The organism is Serratia sp. EC4 (assembly GCF_059652115.1).
The window spans coordinates 109,815-125,355 of sequence record NZ_JBNIDE010000008.1 but is presented as its reverse complement, the minus strand read 5'-3'; the positions used below and the strand labels follow the sequence as shown (position 1 = coordinate 125,355).

Below are 15,541 nucleotides of genomic sequence, written 5' to 3'. Positions count from 1 at the left end.
CTCAGAAGGGGAATTAACGTTTTTCCTCTTTATTTCTGTCCTGAAGGGCCGCCTGTGCGGCCCTTGTTTTTTGGCTACTTGAGCGGCGGCCAGTAGTCGCGGCAGCAGGCGATCCAGGCCTGCGCGCTGTGCGACAGGTAGCTGCCCTGGCGCCAGATCAGGCCGATTTTCCACTCCATGCGCGGCTCCAGCGGCAGCCAGACCAGGTTTTCCTTGTCCAGCCAGCGACAAACCGGCTCCGGCAGCATGGCGATGCCCACGCCGGCCTGCACCATCGAGGCGAGGAAGTCCCATTGGCCGCTGCGCACCGCGATTTGCGGTTCAAAACCGGCCTGGCGAAACGCCTTCATCAGCATCTTGTACAGCGCAAAGTCTTCGTTATAAATCAGGATCGGGCTGTCGGCCAATTCGGCGATATTGATGCGGGTGCGGTTGAGCCACTGCGGCGTGCGCGGCGCCACCACGCACATCGGGTGGCCCAGCAGCGGCAGAAAGGTCAGCGGCTGCGCCGAATCGAAGGGCAACACGGTCATCGCCAGATCCAGTTCGCCGGACATCACCGCCTGTTCGACCGACAGCCCGCCCAGTTCGGAAATCTTCAATTCAATGCCGGGGTAGGTCTGGCGAAAGCGGCGGATCAGATCGGCGATCTGCCTGCCGACCATCGGCGGAATGCCCAGCCGCAGCACGCCCTTTTTCACCGAGCTGATGTCTTCCAGTTCCGCCTCCAGCTGGCGGAATTCGTCGAGGATCGTCAGGCCGCGCTGGTACACCGCCTGGCCGCTGTCGGTCAGGCGCAGCTTGCGGCCTTCGCGGATCAGCAGCGTGCATTCCAGCTCTTCCTCCAGATGCCGCAGCATTTTGCTGATGGTGGGCTGGGTGACGAACAGTTTTTCCGCCGCGCGGGTGAAGCTTTGCTGGCGCACCACTTCAACGAAGTAGCGCAGGGTGCGGACATCCACGTTAGGGTTCTCCTTGGGGACGCTACCGGCGGGAAACTATTCCCGGACGGCATGATGACGATAATTTTAATTCATTTCAGGCGTGGTTTCCCGGCTGCGTATACTGTAGGCCGTCAATTTATTGTTCGAGGTCATCTTTCATGTCTCTGGCGTTACGCCGCGTTGCCCCCTCCCTGCTGACCCGTTTGCAGGTACCGATCCAGGTGGCGTTGTATGCGGCGCTGTTTCTGATCGCCGATCGTCTGGTGCAACAATTCCACCTGCCGCTCCCCGCCAATATCGTCGGCATGCTGATGCTGCTGGCGCTGATCCTGCTGCGCATTCTGCCGCTCAGCTGGGTCAAGGCCGGCTCCCGCTGGCTGCTGGCGGAAATGCTGCTGTTTTTCGTGCCGGCGGTGGTGGCGGTGGTCAACTATGCCCAGCTGCTGATGGTCGAGGGCTGGAAGATCTTTCTGGTGATCGCGATCAGCACCATGCTGACGCTGGGCGCCACCGGGCTGGTGGTGGACAGGGTGTATCGGCTGGAGATTTGGCTTCAGCGGCGGAAGCAGCGCCATGAATGATTTTATCCTTAGCCTGGCCTGTTTTCTGGCGACGCTGGCGCTCTATTTCGCCAACAAGAAACTCTATCGCCGCCGCCGCACGTTGCTGCTGATGCCGCTGGTGCTGACGCCGATGATTCTGGTGTTGCTGCTGGTGGTCACCCACATCTCCTATCAGGACTACATCGGTGAAACCCACTGGCTGCTGTGGCTGCTGGGGCCGGCGACCATCGCCTTCGCGGTGCCGGTGTACGAGAACCTGCATATCATTCGTCGCCACTGGCTGTCGCTGACCGCCGGGGTGACGACGGCGGTGCTGGTGGCGGTGTACAGCTCGGTGTGGCTGGCGCGCCTGCTGACGCTGCCGGAAGAGGTGCAGCGCAGCCTGGCGGTGCGCTCGATCACCACGCCGTTTGCGCTGGAGGCCGCCAAGCAGATGGGCGGCCAGCCGGACCTGGTGGCGCTGTTCGTGGTGATCACCGGGGTGTTCGGTATGGCGGTGGGCGACATTCTGTTTCTGCGGCTGGCTGTACGCAGCCGCCTGGCGAAAGGGGCCGGCTTTGGCGCATCGTCGCACGGCGCCGGCACCGCCCGCGCCTATGAACTGGGGCCACAGGAGGGCGTAGTGTCGAGCCTGGTGATGATGTTGGCCGGCATTATCACGGTGGTGGCCGCGCCACTTATCGGCCGGCTGATGTGGTAAGGAGGCGGTCTGCGGCGAACGGCGCCGCAGACCGTAGAGCGTCAAGGAAGGTTGCCGAGCATCGCCGGCGTGCGCGATGACTGGCGCAAGGCGCGTCCTATCTCCTCGTGGCTGAAGATAATAGAGTGATGATTGCAGGGCAACGGATGCACCTGCAGATGTTGGCAGATTGCCGACAGGCCATTGTCGGCAATCGCCAGCAGCTCCCGCTCATCGCCCAGGCCGGTGATATTCAGATTTGCATCTTCGGTCGCCTTGAACAGCGTGATGCGTGCATGTTGCAACGGTGCGCTGAGCGTTTGTTTCGCCAATGCCAGCTCCGTCGGCTCGGCCTTTAATGCCCGGTCGGCGGCCTCGCCGTCAATACCCAACATGGCCAGCATCGCCGCCAGCATGCCCGGCTCGCTGCGGATCTGGAATGGGGTTCGGTAGAAGGTATCAAGCAGGAACAGTTGGATATCGCGATAGCCTTGGCTTTCCAGTTGAGCTGCCATCTCCAGCGCGATCAGGCCCCCTAGCGACCAACCCAACAGACGGACGGGGCGCGCCGGCGACAACCGCATATGGCCGAGATAATACGCCGCCAGCTCGCGTAGCGAAGTGATGTGCGGCTGTTGGAACAGGTTATAATTGTTGATGCCTAACACATTGAAATCTTTTTCTAAATAGTTCGCCAGATCGCGATAAACATCGCAACCGGTGACGGCGGGATGGATCATCCAAACGCTGTCGGGGGTGATGGCGTGGTTCAGGCGCTCTACCTGTTTAAAGGTAAAACTGGCCTGATTCAGACGCGTCAATAGCTGCTGCAGGGGTTCGGAGGTGGCTGGAGCCGTTGCGGGCACGCCGTCGGTGAGGATACGGGCCTGGCCGCGCAGCGTCGAGTGAGCAAACAGCGTCTTAATGCCTAACGAATGCCCGTGTCGCTTCAGTTTAACCAGCAGTTGAATGGCGTGCAGCGAATGGCCGCCCAGCGCGAAGAAATCATCGTCGCGGCCAATGCGCGTTGTGCCCAGCAGTTCGCTCCACAGTTCGGCCAACTGCTGTTCCAGCTCGCCTTGCGGGGCTTCATAAGCAGCGGTTTCCTGCATGTTGGCCGGTGCCGGTAACGCTTTGCGATCCAGCTTGCCGTTGGGCGACAGCGGAAAAGCATCCAGCCGGATAAAACAGGACGGCACCATAAAGTCCGGCAGGTGTTGCTGCAATTGCCGACGCCATTCGGCGGCGGCGGCCGTTTGCTCTGGGGCGATGACATAGGCGACCAGGCGCTTGCCGCCGCTTTCGTCTTCCCGCGCCAGAATGGCCGCGTCTTCAACCCCTGAACACTGTCTGAGCTGTTGCTCGATCTCACCTAATTCAATGCGCAGGCCGTGGATTTTGACCTGGAAATCGTTTCTGCCCAGATACTCAATGTTGCCATCCGGCAGCCAGCGGGCCAGATCGCCGGTTTTATACAGGCGAGCCTGCGGCTCGGCGCTGAAAGGGTCGGCGATAAATCGCTCGGCGCTCAGCGCCGCGCGGTTCAGATAACCACGGGCAACCTGAATACCACCGATATGCAATTCGCCGGCGATGCCAGGCGGTAACGGTTGCAGTTGGTCATCCAGAATATGGAGCTGGGTATTGGCGATCGGTTTACCGATCGGTACCAGTGGGCGAGGATCATCGGGCAGGCATTGCCAACTGGAAACGTCTACGGCGGCTTCCGTCGGGCCGTAGAGATTGTGCAGTTCCGCCTGCGGCAACTGCTGCAGGCAACGTTGTACCGTAGCGAGCGGCAACGCCTCGCCGCTGCACACGATGCGTTTCAGGGAGGCGCACTGCGCCATATCGCCGTGGCGCAGAAACAGTTGCAGCATAGAGGGGACGAAATGCAGTGTGGTGACGCCATGTTGTGCGATGCAGGCGCTGAGATAATCCGGTTCCTGGTGACCGCCCGGTTTGGCGATGGCCAGCCGGGCGCCGACCATCATCGGCCAGAAAAACTCCCACACGGAGACGTCGAAGCTGAACGGCGTTTTCTGCAGCACGACATCATCCGGCGTCAGTGTATACGCCTTTTGCATCCACAGTAGTCGGTTGATCACCCCGCGGTGTTCGTTCATCACCCCTTTGGGTTTCCCCGTCGAGCCGGAGGTGTAAATCACATAAGCCAGGCTGCGCTGTGGATCGGCGGCCAGCGGCGGCGGGTTGCCATCCGGTGCTTGCCGCCACAGATGACTCTCACGCTGAAGATGCAATCGCGGCACGGCGATATCACGCAGCGGGTGCAGCGCGTGTTCGCCGCCATTGTCGATCAGAACGAATCTGGCGCCGCAATCTTGCAGCATGTGGCGCAGACGGTCTTGCGGATAGTCGGGATCGAGCGGTACATAGGCGGCGCCCGCCTTCAGGATGGCGTACAGGGCAATCACCATATCCGGGCTGCGGTTGACGCATACCGCGATGCGATCGTCAGGCTGTAATCCCTGCAGCCTGAGAAAGGCAGCCAATCGATTCGCCCGCTGATTCAGCTGTTGATAACTGATCTCGTGGTCTTCGTAGCACAGCGCCGGCGCTTCTGGCGTCAGCGCGGCCTGCCGTTCCAGGAATTGATGTACGCCTTGCGGCATGTCTGCCCATGTTTGTCGGGTTTCATTCCATTGATGGAAGATTTGCTGTCTTTCCTGCGGCAACAGCAGCGGCAACTGCCCCAGCGGCAGCGCCGTATCGCCGTCCAGTAGGGTGTTCAGCAGGTGCAGTATGCGGGCGGCGATGCGTTCACCGTCTTCCTGACCGAACCAGGCCTGATTGAAGTTGAACTCCAGCAGCGGGTCGTCGCCCGGATGGTAATGGCGCAGGTAGACGCCGAGGGGCAGCTGTTCCTGACCGTGGTGCAGGTTTTCAACCTTGAACTGGCTGCCCTCCAGTTCGATGTCGGTCGGAAAAACCTCCAGCGAAAAGCTGATGTCGAACAGCTGGCGCCGCTCCTGCTGATGCAGGTTCAACTGGCGGTTGAGTTCGGCAATGGGAAAACGCTGGTGACGATAACACTGGCGCAGCTCGCTGCCGATTTGTCGCAGTAAGTGGCCGAAGGACTGCTGTGAATCGACCGTGATGTGCAGTGGGATCATCGAGGAAAACATGCCCAAAGTTTGCTTATGTTCGGCGGTACTGCGGTTATGTACCGGCACGCCCAGCGTGAATTGATCGGTTTGCCAAATCCGGGCGAACCAGGTGGCCAGCAAAGCGCTAAAAAAATGCATGGCAGAACCGCCCTGTGCGGCGGCGTATTGTTCCAACTGAAGGAAACGCTCGCGTGGCAACCGCTTGATTATCTGATGGCTGGGGTAGGTTTGTTGCTCACAGTGATTTTGGCGGCGTTCCAGCATGGAGGGGGGCGCGTCGATGAAACGCTTCAACCAGAAATCACGATCGCGCTCGTAGCGTGGAGACTGCTGATAGGCGCGATCGCTAATGACGAAGTCTTGGTAACGCGAGCGGGGGGCTTCGTTTTTTATCCCTGCTTTTAATTGTTTATAGCGCTCCATGATCATTTTGCTCAGCAGGGAAATTGAGGTGCCGTCCGCAATCAGATGATGGGAAGCAAGCAGCCATAGCGTGCTGGATCCGCTGACTTTGGCCAGGTGGCAGCGCCAAAGCAGGCTGTCATACAGTGAATAAGGCTGCAGGAATTGAGAACGAAGGTGTGTTTCTGCCAGGCTGATGGCATCTTGCCTCTGCGAAAAATCATGGTAATGCAGGTCGATATAGGCCCGGTCGCAGGTTTCCTGGGTAATGCCTTGCGGCGTTTCTTTCAGCGTGGTTTGCAACGCATCATGTTGTTGCTGTATTTGCCGTATGGCTTCTTGAAAAAGCGGTAGCGAAATCTCGCGCTCTACGCGCCATAAACACCCAACGTTATATAAGGGGATATCGGGGTTTAAAGATTGGTCTAGCCACACGGCTTGTTGCACGGTCGTCAGGGAATAAGCGGACACGGAACCACCTCCACAAATGAGGAATGAATCGAATTAAATAAAATGAGTCGCAGCCAAGCACTCGAACATTATAAAAGGTGATTATTAAGTTGGCCTGTTTTCACATTAAATATTTTTAATGGTTTTGTTTAATTATGATTAATTCAATGTTTTCATGATTAATGATTTATATTTTATTTATTTTTAAACTAATTTTTTGTCATTGCTTTTGTCGCGTGTTAATCAAGATTGACTGGTTTTTCTGCATGTCATCAGCAGGTGCAAGGGTGTAATGCTGTGTTTTATTTGTGTTTTTTATTTTTGATGAAAAGGGGCGGCGCTGAGGAGGATCGTGAACGATAACGGAGTGGTATCCAAGCGGGCAAGTTCGATGGCTTCTCTGCCAGAGATAACAGGCTGAATCATAAAAAATTATAAAGAATTTCTTATGCTGTATTATTATAAAAGAAATAATAATGAATAATAAGAAATAAAGCTTATTGTGATTTCATGCATTTCTTTATTCGTAATGCTGCTGTTAACTTTCATAGGAGTATGACGTTTCAATTAAACTGCGATGAATGATCCGTTATTGGGCGATTAATGGATTAACTTTAATGAGATAATAAATGTGAAACGTTGATGTCGAGTTGATACCCGAAATGAAAGACGCAACGAGAACCGTGTCTCGCTGCGGCTGGATCCTACGGGAGAGGTGCAGGTTAGCAGACGGCGGCTTTGATCAGTTCCACCACCAGCGGCGAAAGCTCGCCGCGCAACGCAGCGCGTTCTGATTGGAACAGCGTGGCGACGTAAAAACGCCGGCCCGGCAGTTCGATGGCGCGCACGTCGCCTTCGGCATCGTGGCCGCTGATAATCAGCGGGAAGCGCTCAAGGTCGGCGACGAAGTCCGGATTCACGCCAAAGTTGCAGTGGTAGCCTTCATGGGTGTTCAGGCAGCCGTAGGCCTGCGCGACGCGGGTGCCAGGCTGAAAAACGATGTCGCCGGTTTTTTCCACCAGCGAGCAGCTCAGCGGGGCGATCACCAACCGGCCACCGCTGTCGGTTTCCGCATGGCCGGCGTCGTGCCAGCCCATCACGTTGCGGGCGTACTCGATGATGGCGTACTGAAAACCGCCGCAGGAACCGAGAAACGGCACGTCGTTTTCCCGCGCATGGCGGATCGCCATAAAGGCGCCGTCGTCGTGTCGATACGGGCTGCCCGGCACCACCCAGATGGCATCGAAATCTTGCAGGACATCGGGGGAGGTCAAGGATTCGGTCGGTAGCCACTGGGGCTGCACGTCGATGTCGAGATGGGCGGCGGTGAGCTGGAGCGCCACGGGGATGGCCTGATGGGCCACGGCTTGCGGGTTGTAATCACCGACCAGAGCAATGCGGACTTGAGCTTTCATCATTTCCTTTCCTGTGCGGGTAAAGAAGGAGATTACAGGAAAGCGGGATTTTGAGCCGCAGATTTTTTAAACGCGGCGCACAAAAAAGCCCGGCGTCGGCCGGGCTGGAAAATGGGGCTCAGTACAGCGAGGGCGCACCAGCCGGTCGGGTTTTGAAGCGGCGGTGCAGCCACATGTATTGCTCCGGCGCCCGCATGATCTCTTTCTCGATCACTTTGTTCATGTAAGCCGCCGCCGCCTGTTCGTCGCTGAGCGGGTAGTCTTCCAGGGCCGGCTGGATCAGCAGGTCGTAGCCGCGGCCGCCTTCGCGGCGGATCAGCACCACCGGCACCAGCGCCGGGTTGGCCATGCGCGCCAGCATGAAGGTGCCGCTGGTGGTGGCGGCCTGATCGACGGCGAACAGCGGCGCGAATACGCTGCCGCGCGGGCCATAGTCCTGATCCGGCGCGAACCATACCGCCTCGCCGCGCTTGAGCGCGTGCACCATGCCGCGCAGATCCTTGCGGTCGATCATCGCCTTGTTGGAACGCATGCGGCCTTTGGTCTGCGCCCACTCCATCGCTTTATTGTTGTGCGGACGGTACATCGCCATCATCGGCTGGCACAGGCCCATTGCCCGGCCGCCCAGCTCCAGCGACATGAAGTGCACGCCGATCACCAGCACGCCGCGATCGTCGCGCTGCGCCATTTTGAGGTGGTTGATGCCGGAGACGTTGAACCAGCGTTTGACGCGTTTATCCGACCAGAACCAGGCCATGCCGGTTTCCAACAGGCCCATGCCGAGCGATTCGAAGTTGCCCACCACCTTGCGCTCGCGCTGCGCTTCGTCCATCTCGGGGAAGCACAGCTCGAGGTTGCGACGGGTGATGGTGACGCGGCGTTTGAGAAATCGCATCGAGGTGCGCCCCATCCACACTCCCAGCCGATTGAGCAACGGGTAGGGGAGCTGGACCAGCAGGAACAGCAGGGCGAGGCCGAACCAGGTTAACCAGTAGCGCGGGTGCAGCAAGGCCAGTTGAAATGCTTTGGCTGATTTCATAGAAACTCTTTTTATACGTTAAAAGGGGCAGCAAGCTGTAACGCATAAAGGTTCCACTCGATAGCGATACGACTACTCAGACACCCGGGTACGGCCAGGGTTTAGTCGGAATTCCATAATTGACTAAACATTTACATTCGAAGGGCGGTTTGCGCTGCTATCAGGCTTCGGAGGGATAGCTGTTGGCCAGCGGAGGCGGCTCTAGGAATGCGTATGTTAACACAGGGTACGGGGTACAGAGGAAGAGAGGCATGCGAATATTCTCATTCGCGTTGCCTCTGGATTGACGATTGGCGGCGGTTTACAGACTGGGGAGGATGATGGCGGCGAAAATGGCGGCGATCACCAGCCACTTCAGCAGGTAGTAACCGCGGCGATTACGCGCCTTCAGGCGCTGGCCGGCGTCGCGCACCGCGTTGACGTATTTGAAGATGCGGTTGATGCCGCCGGTGCGGTCCTGATCGTCATTCGGCGAACTGGCCGCCGACATCAGCGTAGCGCCGACCCAGTGGTTGACCGCTTGCGCCCAGCGCCATTTCATGGGCCGCTCGACGTCGCAAAACAGAATGATGCGCGTCTGATCGGTGGCGTTCTGCGCCCAGTGCACGTAGGTTTCATCGAAGATCACCGCTTGGCCGTCGCGCCAGCTGTGCTGCTCGCCGTCCACCTCGATGAAGCAGCGATCGTCGTTGGGCGTCATCAGCCCCAGGTGATAGCGCACCGAGCCGGCGTAAGGATCGCGGTGTTTACCCAAATGGCTGCCGGGCGGCAGCTCGGCGAACATCGCCGCCTTTACGGATGGGATGCGGTTGAGCAGTTCGACGGTTTTCGGGCACAGCGTTTGCGCCGAAGGGTGGCTGTCGCTGTACCACTTCAGATAAAAACGTTTCCAGCCGCGTTTGAAGAAGGTGTTGAATCCGGCGTCGTTGTGCGACTGCGCCTTTTTGATGTGATCCTGCAAGCGCACGGCTTCCTCGCGGATCACCTGCCAGTTGTCGGTCAGCGTCTGCAGCTCCGGGAAGCCTTTTTCGTCGAAATAGGGCTGTTTGGCGGGCAAACGGGAGAAGCCGGTCATAAACATGTTGATCGGCCCCATAAAGGTGGAGTGATCGAACAGTTGGCGGGTAAGCTTTTGTTTCTCTTTGCCGCGGGAGTGTGCGTAGAGGAAGCTGATGATAAAAATGCCGATAATGATCGCGGCAACCATAGAATCCATCCCTGTTGGTGCGTGTTAAAAATTCGTACAAATTATAGTTTTGTGACAGGAAAAATTTAACTTTTTCGTGCGCTTTCCCCGCTCATACTGCTTGGTGGCATAAAAAATCAATAAAACCGTTGGTAATGAAATTTTATATCGATTTTTTTGGTTTTAGTCCTATTCTTAAATCGTTCAAGGGGTGTTTCATGCCATCTTGTGTCATGACGAATGGCACGTATCTGAGAAAAGAGGGACTTATGAAGAAATCAATCATTGCCTTGTCTGCACTGCTGCTCGCTTCCCCGGTGTTCGCTGCTGAAACCGCGACCGACACCGCCGCTCACGCCAGCAACGAGGTCGTCGCTGAGGCGCATAAAGGGGCGGATACCGCCAAAGAAAAGCTGCACCAGTCTCAGGACAAGGGTGAAGAGCTGAAGCTGAAAGCCAAGCACGCCGCTGAAGGCAAGAGCGACAGCGTCGGCAGCAAAGTGAGCGAAGGCTCGCAAAAAGCCTGGCACTCCACCAAACAAGGTACGGAGAAGGCTTGGGACAAGACCAAGCAAGGGGCGGAAAGCCTCAAGAACAAAGCGACCGAGTAAGGTCTCCGCTTTTTACCCCAAGGGCCGCGCTGCGGCCTTTTTTATTGCCCTTAAACCGGGCAGGCCACAAAAGAAAAAGGCGCCGCCTCTTGCAAGGGTGCGCCTTTTCAACACGTTAACGACTGGTATCAGCTAACGCTTTTTACTGGGACATATATGCCTGGTTGTCATGATTATTTTGCATCAAACCAAGCAGCCATTTTTTCCTTTGTATCATTTTTTACTTCGTCGTCGATATGCATGCCAACAGAAGCTAAAGCGGTAGCGAGTACACCCAGATCGTCCGTGTATCCCACCACAGGCACGACATCAGGGATCGCATCAATTGGCAATACAAAATACGCCAACGCCCCGTAGATGGCTGTTTTGGCCCACAGTGGGGTATTAGGACGTTGAGCGGCAAAGTAAAGCCAAAGTGCTTTCTCAATCACCTCGTTTCCTGCTTTCTTTGCGTAACGCATGATTTTATTCCAGAAGCTGCTGTCGTCGAAATCTTCTGCTGTAGTATGTTTGTTTTCCAATTTAATTTCCTTTTAAAACAATTAATTATATTAATTATTATTGAGTTTGATTATTGTTCTTTAACTTATTTGAGGATTGGCAAGCATCCTGCTTTGAATGCGGCTGCCAGAATACCATTTGTAAGATGAGCAGCAATGAGATGAGGAAGGATAGTACGCTTGGAAATGAAATTACCCAAAAGAAAAAGGCGCTTATCAAATGAGATAAAGCGCCTTTTATCAACACGTTAACTGACTAGTATCAGTTCATGCCGTATTTTTTCAGCTTCTTGCGCAGCGTGCCGCGGTTGATGCCCATCATCAGGGCTGCGCGGGTCTGGTTGCCACGGGTGTATTGCATCACCATGTCCAACAGTGGCTGTTCAACTTCAGCCAGTACCAGCTCATACAGGTCATTTACGTCTTGACCGTTCAGTTGAGCAAAATAGTTCTTCAGTGCTTGTTTAACCGAGTCACGCAGAGGCTTTTGAGTCACCTGATCTTGTGAGTTAACGGTAGAAACGGTCAGTACGTCAGAATTTACGCGTTGTTCGAACATAGTTCTGTCAGCTCTTTTTTTACGCTAAGATTTTCGAAATATGCCTCCAACGCCTCCAGCTGTTCGCTGGCATCCTCTATGGCGTTGAATGTGCGCCGAAACTGGTCATTCGGAGCGTGTTCCTGGAGATACCAGGACACGTGCTTACGAGCAATCCGGAATCCCTTGCCTTGGCCATAGAAGCCGTGCAATTCCCGAATGTGCCCAATCAACAAGCGCTTCACCTCGCCAAGCGGCAGCGGCGGCAGCAACTCCCCAGTGTCCAGATAATGCTGGATTTCCCGGAAGATCCAGGGTCTCCCCTGAGCAGCGCGGCCTATCATCAGGGCATCGGCCCCGGTGTAGTCGAGCACTGCTCTGGCTTTATGCGGGTCAGTAATATCCCCATTCGCGATAATCGGAATGGAAACACTCTGCTTAACTGCCCGAATGCTGTCGTATTCCGCGTCGCCGTTAAACAGACAGGCGCGGGTTCGGCCGTGAATCGTCAGGGCCTGAATACCACAGTTTTCGGCCAGTTGGGCAATCTCTACACAGTTACGATGCTCTGGCGCCCAGCCGGTGCGAATCTTCAGCGTTACCGGCACATCCACCGCGTCAACCACCGCGTGGAGGATCCGTTTAACCAGATCCGGGTACTGCAACAAAGCGGACCCGGCAAGCTTCCGGTTCACTTTTTTGGCCGGGCATCCCATATTGATGTCGATGATCTGCGCGCCGCTGGCCACGTTGATACGCGCGGCGGCGGCCATATCATCAGGATCGCATCCGGCAATCTGCACGGAGCGGATCCCTGGTTCATCGCTATGCACCATACGCAGACGCGACTTATCCGTCCGCCACACCTCCGGGTTGGAGGAGAGCATTTCGGATACGGCCATCCCAGCACCCATTGCATGACAGAGGGTTCTGAACGGGCGATCTGTAATACCGGCCATCGGGGCCGCAATCAGGCAATTAGTAAGCTGGTGGTGTCCAATGCGCATAGACAAAGAGTGACCATACTGTGTCCGCAAGGGCGCGTATATTACGCATTTTTGCGCCGAGATGAAAGGCCAAACTTTAACCAATTGGCTCGCTATTAGGGCAAAAAATGCGCTGCGCAGTGATTCATAAAAATATTGTATATATTTTACAATGAGTTGACGAAAAGTGCTTGTTTTGTGTGCAGTAAAATATTCGCCTTTGCGCAGGATATTATATGCATTCGCCCGCTATTTTTGCCGGGATAGCCTGCCTGGAAGGCGCATTGTCAGGGCGATCCATCGTTGAAAGGCGAAAAATTGCATAAAATTTTGTCTTGTCCGTGGCCGATCGCCGGACAAAAAAAAATCCACCGGCGCGGGGCCGGTGGATGAGCGGGCAATAGACCGTGGCGCTTACTTACGGCGGCCGGTGATGCGGCACCACTCTTCACGCTCGGCGACCGGATCGAGCGCGAACTTCTCTTCGTAGGCTTCCGCAACGCTGCTCGCCTGGCTGGCCAGCACGCCGGACAGCCCCAAATGACCGCCGGCCTTCGGCAGGCAACCGATCAGCGGCGCCAGTTCGCGCAGCGGGCCGGCGAGGATGTTGGCGACCACCACGTCCGCCAGCAGGTCCGCCGGTTGGTCTTTCGGCAGATACAGCTCCAGACGCTCTGAGACGCCGTTACGCTGCGCGTTGTCGCGGCTGGCCTGAATGGCCTGGGGATCGATGTCGATACCGATAGCGCGCGCCGCACCCAGCTTCAGCGCGGCGATCGCCAGAATGCCGGAACCGCAGCCGAAGTCGATGACGGTTTTGCCGGCCAGATCGAGGCCGTCCAGCCACTGCAGACACAGCGCGGTGGTCGGGTGGGTGCCGGTGCCGAACGCCAGGCCCGGATCGAGCATCACGTTAACCGCGTCAGGATCCGGGACGTCGCGCCAGCTCGGGCAGATCCACAAGCGCTCGCCGAAGCGCATCGGGTGGAAGTTGTCCATCCATTCGCGCTCCCAGTCCTTGTCTTCCAGCTGTTCTATCTTGTGGCGGAAACCGGCGCCCAGCAGCGGGTGCTGCTCCAGCATCGCCACCACCTCGGCCATATCGGTTTCCGCGTCGTACAGGCCGATCACATCGGTATCGCCCCACAGCAGGGTTTCACCCGGCAGCGGCTCGAACACCGGGTTGTCGTGGGTGTCCTGGAAGGTCACCGACACGGCGCCGCTTTCCACCAGCGCGTCGCTCAGGTCTTCCGCCTGGCTGCCGGTGGTGTTCAGTTTGAGTTGGATCCAAGGCATAGCAATTCTCTTCAAGAGGGTAATGATGACGCCGCCCGGCGCTTTTCGCCGACGACGTTACCGAGATAAAACGCCAACAGGCTGAGCAACAGCGAAGGCACGATAGGATGCAGCCCCGCCGGTTGCAGGTTGAAGCTGGCCAATAGCGTATAGCATACCGCACCCGACACCATTGAGCTAAGCGCTCCCTGAGCATTGGCGCGTTCCCAATACAGACCCAGCACCAGCGGCCACAGGAACACCGCCTCCAGCCCGCCGAAAGCCAGCAGGTTGAGCCAGATGATCATCTCCGGCGGGCGCCAGGCCGCCAGCAGCACCAGCAGGCCGAGGATCAGCGTGGTCAGGCTGGAGAAGCGCTTGATCAACCGCTCGTTGTGGATCTGCTGCGGCCGCACGCCCAGGTAGAGATCCTTGATGATGGTGGCGGAGGACTGCAGCAGTTGGGCGTTGATGGTCGACATGATCGCCGCCATCGGCGCCGCCAAAAAGATCCCGGCGGCGTACGGCGGCAACACGGTGATCATCAGCGTCGGGATCACCTGGTCGGGGATCTTGAGATCCGGCAACACCGCGCGGCCGAGCGCGCCGGCCAGGTGCATGCCGAACATCAGCACCGCCACCACCACGGTGCCGAGCAGAATGCCGCGATGCACCGCCTTGCTGTCCTTGTAGGAGATGCAGCGCACGGCGGTGTGCGGCAGGCCGATCACCCCGAAGCACACCAGGATCCAGAATGACGCCATAAACGGCAGACTGAGGATCTGATCGCCGCCCTGCGGCGACACCAGCGCCGGATCGATCTGCTGCAGTTTGCTCACAGCGCTGTCCAGTCCGCCGGCGGCATGGATCACCGCCACCAGCAGCAGCACGGTGCCGAGCAGCATCACCAGCCCCTGCATGGCGTCGTTCAGCACGCTGGCGCGGAAGCCGCCGAAGGCGGTGTACAGCGCGATGCTGATGCCGAAGATCAACAGGCCGGTGTCGTAAGGAATGCCGGCGGCGGTCTCCAGCAGGCGTGCGCCGCCGATGAACTGCACCGTCATGGCGCCGAGGAACGCCACCAGCAGGCTGAGGCTGGCCAGCCACACCAGCAGGCGGCTTTGGTAGCGGCCATACAGCATGTCATTGAGAGTAATGGCGTTGTAGCGCCGCGCCAGGATGGCGAATTTCTTGCCCAGCACGCCGAGCGACAGCCACACCGCCGGCAGTTGGATCATCGCCAGCAGCACCCAGCCCAGGCCATATTTGTAGGCGGCGCCAGGCCCGCCGATAAACGAACTGGCGCTGATGTAGGTGGCGGTCAGGGTCATCGCCAGCACAAAGCCGCCCATCGAGCGGTTGCCGAGGAAATATTCGCTGAGGAAGTTTCCGTTCTGGCGGCGCCGATAGGCGTACACCGACAGGCCGAACACCAGCAACAAGTAGGCGACCAGCGGCAGGATCACTTCAGTTTGCATCGCGGTCCTCCAGCGAAATGTCGCGGAACACCGTGCGCACCATCAGCCAGCACAGGCCGATGAACAGCAGCGGCACCAGCAGGCAGGCCATTTCGAACCAGTGCGGCAGTCCGGTGACGCCGATGGCGCTGTCCGGCAGGTAGGCCGCCAGCCCCCAGGCCAGCAGGTAGAGCAGCGTCAGCCCCAGCGCCCAGCGCGCTTCGCGGTGCGCCTGAATAAAGCGTTTGTCCATCAGTGTCCCCCATAGGTTTACGATGATGGCTTGTGACAAGAACAGATGAAGGAACAGGATTGTACGGAATGTGCGGCGTTTGGCTAATAAATTATTCACCTTTCCGGTGAACGCA

The 15,541-nt window shown here is 57.5% G+C and carries 14 protein-coding genes; 3 read left to right on the top strand and 11 right to left on the bottom strand.

Annotation, left to right across the window (positions count from 1 at the left end):
• Nucleotides 1-74: 74 nt before the first annotated feature.
• Nucleotides 75-962, bottom strand: coding sequence for a LysR family transcriptional regulator (locus ACP39K_RS19725; RefSeq protein ID WP_016930254.1), 888 nt, complete (start codon nucleotides 960-962; stop codon nucleotides 75-77).
• Between the two features lie 140 nt (nucleotides 963-1,102).
• Between ACP39K_RS19725 and ACP39K_RS19720 the strand changes: the two genes are divergently transcribed.
• Both ACP39K_RS19720 and ACP39K_RS19715 read left to right on the top strand, forming a co-directional pair.
• Nucleotides 1,103-1,525, top strand: a complete 423-nt coding sequence (locus ACP39K_RS19720) for a CidA/LrgA family protein (protein WP_028127545.1) — start codon at nucleotides 1,103-1,105, stop codon at nucleotides 1,523-1,525.
• Complete coding sequence (locus tag ACP39K_RS19715; RefSeq protein WP_004936833.1) at nucleotides 1,518-2,207, top strand: LrgB family protein; 690 nt, start codon at nucleotides 1,518-1,520, stop codon at nucleotides 2,205-2,207. The genes ACP39K_RS19720 and ACP39K_RS19715 overlap by 8 nt, the downstream gene beginning before the upstream one ends.
• A 41-nt stretch (nucleotides 2,208-2,248) precedes the next feature.
• Here the strand turns inward: ACP39K_RS19715 and ACP39K_RS19710 are convergent, their stop codons facing one another.
• From ACP39K_RS19710 to lpxO, 4 genes are all read right to left on the bottom strand, one after another.
• On the bottom strand, nucleotides 2,249-6,187 hold the full coding sequence (locus ACP39K_RS19710) for a non-ribosomal peptide synthetase (protein WP_497008778.1): 3,939 nt from the start codon (nucleotides 6,185-6,187) through the stop codon (nucleotides 2,249-2,251).
• Between the two features lie 701 nt (nucleotides 6,188-6,888).
• Nucleotides 6,889-7,584, bottom strand: coding sequence for a CTP synthase C-terminal region-related (seleno)protein (locus tag ACP39K_RS19705; RefSeq protein ID WP_497008777.1), 696 nt, complete (start codon nucleotides 7,582-7,584; stop codon nucleotides 6,889-6,891).
• 115 nt (nucleotides 7,585-7,699) lie between these two features.
• Nucleotides 7,700-8,620, bottom strand: coding sequence for a kdo(2)-lipid IV(A) palmitoleoyltransferase (gene lpxP, locus ACP39K_RS19700; protein ID WP_016930250.1), 921 nt, complete (start codon nucleotides 8,618-8,620; stop codon nucleotides 7,700-7,702).
• 301 nt (nucleotides 8,621-8,921) lie between these two features.
• Complete coding sequence (gene lpxO, locus ACP39K_RS19695; RefSeq protein ID WP_004936848.1) at nucleotides 8,922-9,827, bottom strand: lipid A hydroxylase LpxO; 906 nt, start codon at nucleotides 9,825-9,827, stop codon at nucleotides 8,922-8,924.
• Between the two features lie 248 nt (nucleotides 9,828-10,075).
• On the opposite strand from lpxO, the gene ACP39K_RS19690 reads away from it, so the two are divergent.
• Entirely contained in the window at nucleotides 10,076-10,417 is a 342-nt protein-coding gene (locus tag ACP39K_RS19690; protein WP_016930249.1) for a KPN_00521 family repetitive protein, read from the top strand.
• A 173-nt stretch (nucleotides 10,418-10,590) separates the two neighbouring features.
• Here the strand turns inward: ACP39K_RS19690 and ACP39K_RS19685 are convergent, their stop codons facing one another.
• The 6 genes from ACP39K_RS19685 to ACP39K_RS19660 form a co-directional block, all read right to left on the bottom strand.
• On the bottom strand, nucleotides 10,591-10,938 hold the full coding sequence (locus ACP39K_RS19685; protein ID WP_497008776.1) for a YkvA family protein: 348 nt from the start codon (nucleotides 10,936-10,938) through the stop codon (nucleotides 10,591-10,593).
• A 241-nt stretch (nucleotides 10,939-11,179) separates the two neighbouring features.
• Nucleotides 11,180-11,476, bottom strand: a complete 297-nt coding sequence (fis, locus tag ACP39K_RS19680; RefSeq protein ID WP_000462905.1) for a DNA-binding transcriptional regulator Fis — start codon at nucleotides 11,474-11,476, stop codon at nucleotides 11,180-11,182.
• Nucleotides 11,458-12,462, bottom strand: coding sequence for a tRNA dihydrouridine synthase DusB (gene dusB, locus ACP39K_RS19675; RefSeq protein WP_033639281.1), 1,005 nt, complete (start codon nucleotides 12,460-12,462; stop codon nucleotides 11,458-11,460). Before dusB ends, fis begins: the two co-directional genes overlap by 19 nt.
• Before the next feature lie 393 nt (nucleotides 12,463-12,855).
• A complete protein-coding gene (gene prmA, locus ACP39K_RS19670) occupies nucleotides 12,856-13,737 on the bottom strand; it encodes a 50S ribosomal protein L11 methyltransferase (protein WP_019453179.1) in 882 nt (293 codons plus the stop codon).
• 11 nt (nucleotides 13,738-13,748) lie between these two features.
• Nucleotides 13,749-15,194 (bottom strand): sodium/pantothenate symporter, encoded by a 1,446-nt coding sequence (gene panF / locus ACP39K_RS19665; RefSeq protein ID WP_004936863.1) that lies wholly within the window; start codon nucleotides 15,192-15,194, stop codon nucleotides 13,749-13,751.
• Nucleotides 15,184-15,426: a YhdT family protein gene (locus ACP39K_RS19660; RefSeq protein WP_004936865.1), complete on the bottom strand. Its 243-nt coding sequence runs from the start codon at nucleotides 15,424-15,426 to the stop codon at nucleotides 15,184-15,186. Before ACP39K_RS19660 ends, panF begins: the two co-directional genes overlap by 11 nt.
• Between the last annotated feature and the right edge of the window lie 115 nt (nucleotides 15,427-15,541).

What these genes read in the sequence shown, in the direction of transcription:
- ACP39K_RS19690 (WP_016930249.1), top strand. Translation starts at nt 10,076, where the DNA reads ATGAAGAAATCAATCATTGCCTTGTCTGCACTGCTGCTCGCTTCCCCG.
- fis (WP_000462905.1), bottom strand. Translation starts at nt 11,476, where the DNA reads ATGTTCGAACAACGCGTAAATTCTGACGTACTGACCGTTTCTACCGTT.
- lpxP (WP_016930250.1), bottom strand. Translation starts at nt 8,620, where the DNA reads ATGAAATCAGCCAAAGCATTTCAACTGGCCTTGCTGCACCCGCGCTAC.
- dusB (WP_033639281.1), bottom strand. Translation starts at nt 12,462, where the DNA reads ATGCGCATTGGACACCACCAGCTTACTAATTGCCTGATTGCGGCCCCG.
- ACP39K_RS19705 (WP_497008777.1), bottom strand. Translation starts at nt 7,584, where the DNA reads ATGATGAAAGCTCAAGTCCGCATTGCTCTGGTCGGTGATTACAACCCG.
- lpxO (WP_004936848.1), bottom strand. Translation starts at nt 9,827, where the DNA reads ATGGTTGCCGCGATCATTATCGGCATTTTTATCATCAGCTTCCTCTAC.
- ACP39K_RS19715 (WP_004936833.1), top strand. Translation starts at nt 1,518, where the DNA reads ATGAATGATTTTATCCTTAGCCTGGCCTGTTTTCTGGCGACGCTGGCG.
- panF (WP_004936863.1), bottom strand. Translation starts at nt 15,194, where the DNA reads ATGCAAACTGAAGTGATCCTGCCGCTGGTCGCCTACTTGTTGCTGGTG.
- prmA (WP_019453179.1), bottom strand. Translation starts at nt 13,737, where the DNA reads ATGCCTTGGATCCAACTCAAACTGAACACCACCGGCAGCCAGGCGGAA.
- ACP39K_RS19660 (WP_004936865.1), bottom strand. Translation starts at nt 15,426, where the DNA reads ATGGACAAACGCTTTATTCAGGCGCACCGCGAAGCGCGCTGGGCGCTG.
- ACP39K_RS19720 (WP_028127545.1), top strand. Translation starts at nt 1,103, where the DNA reads ATGTCTCTGGCGTTACGCCGCGTTGCCCCCTCCCTGCTGACCCGTTTG.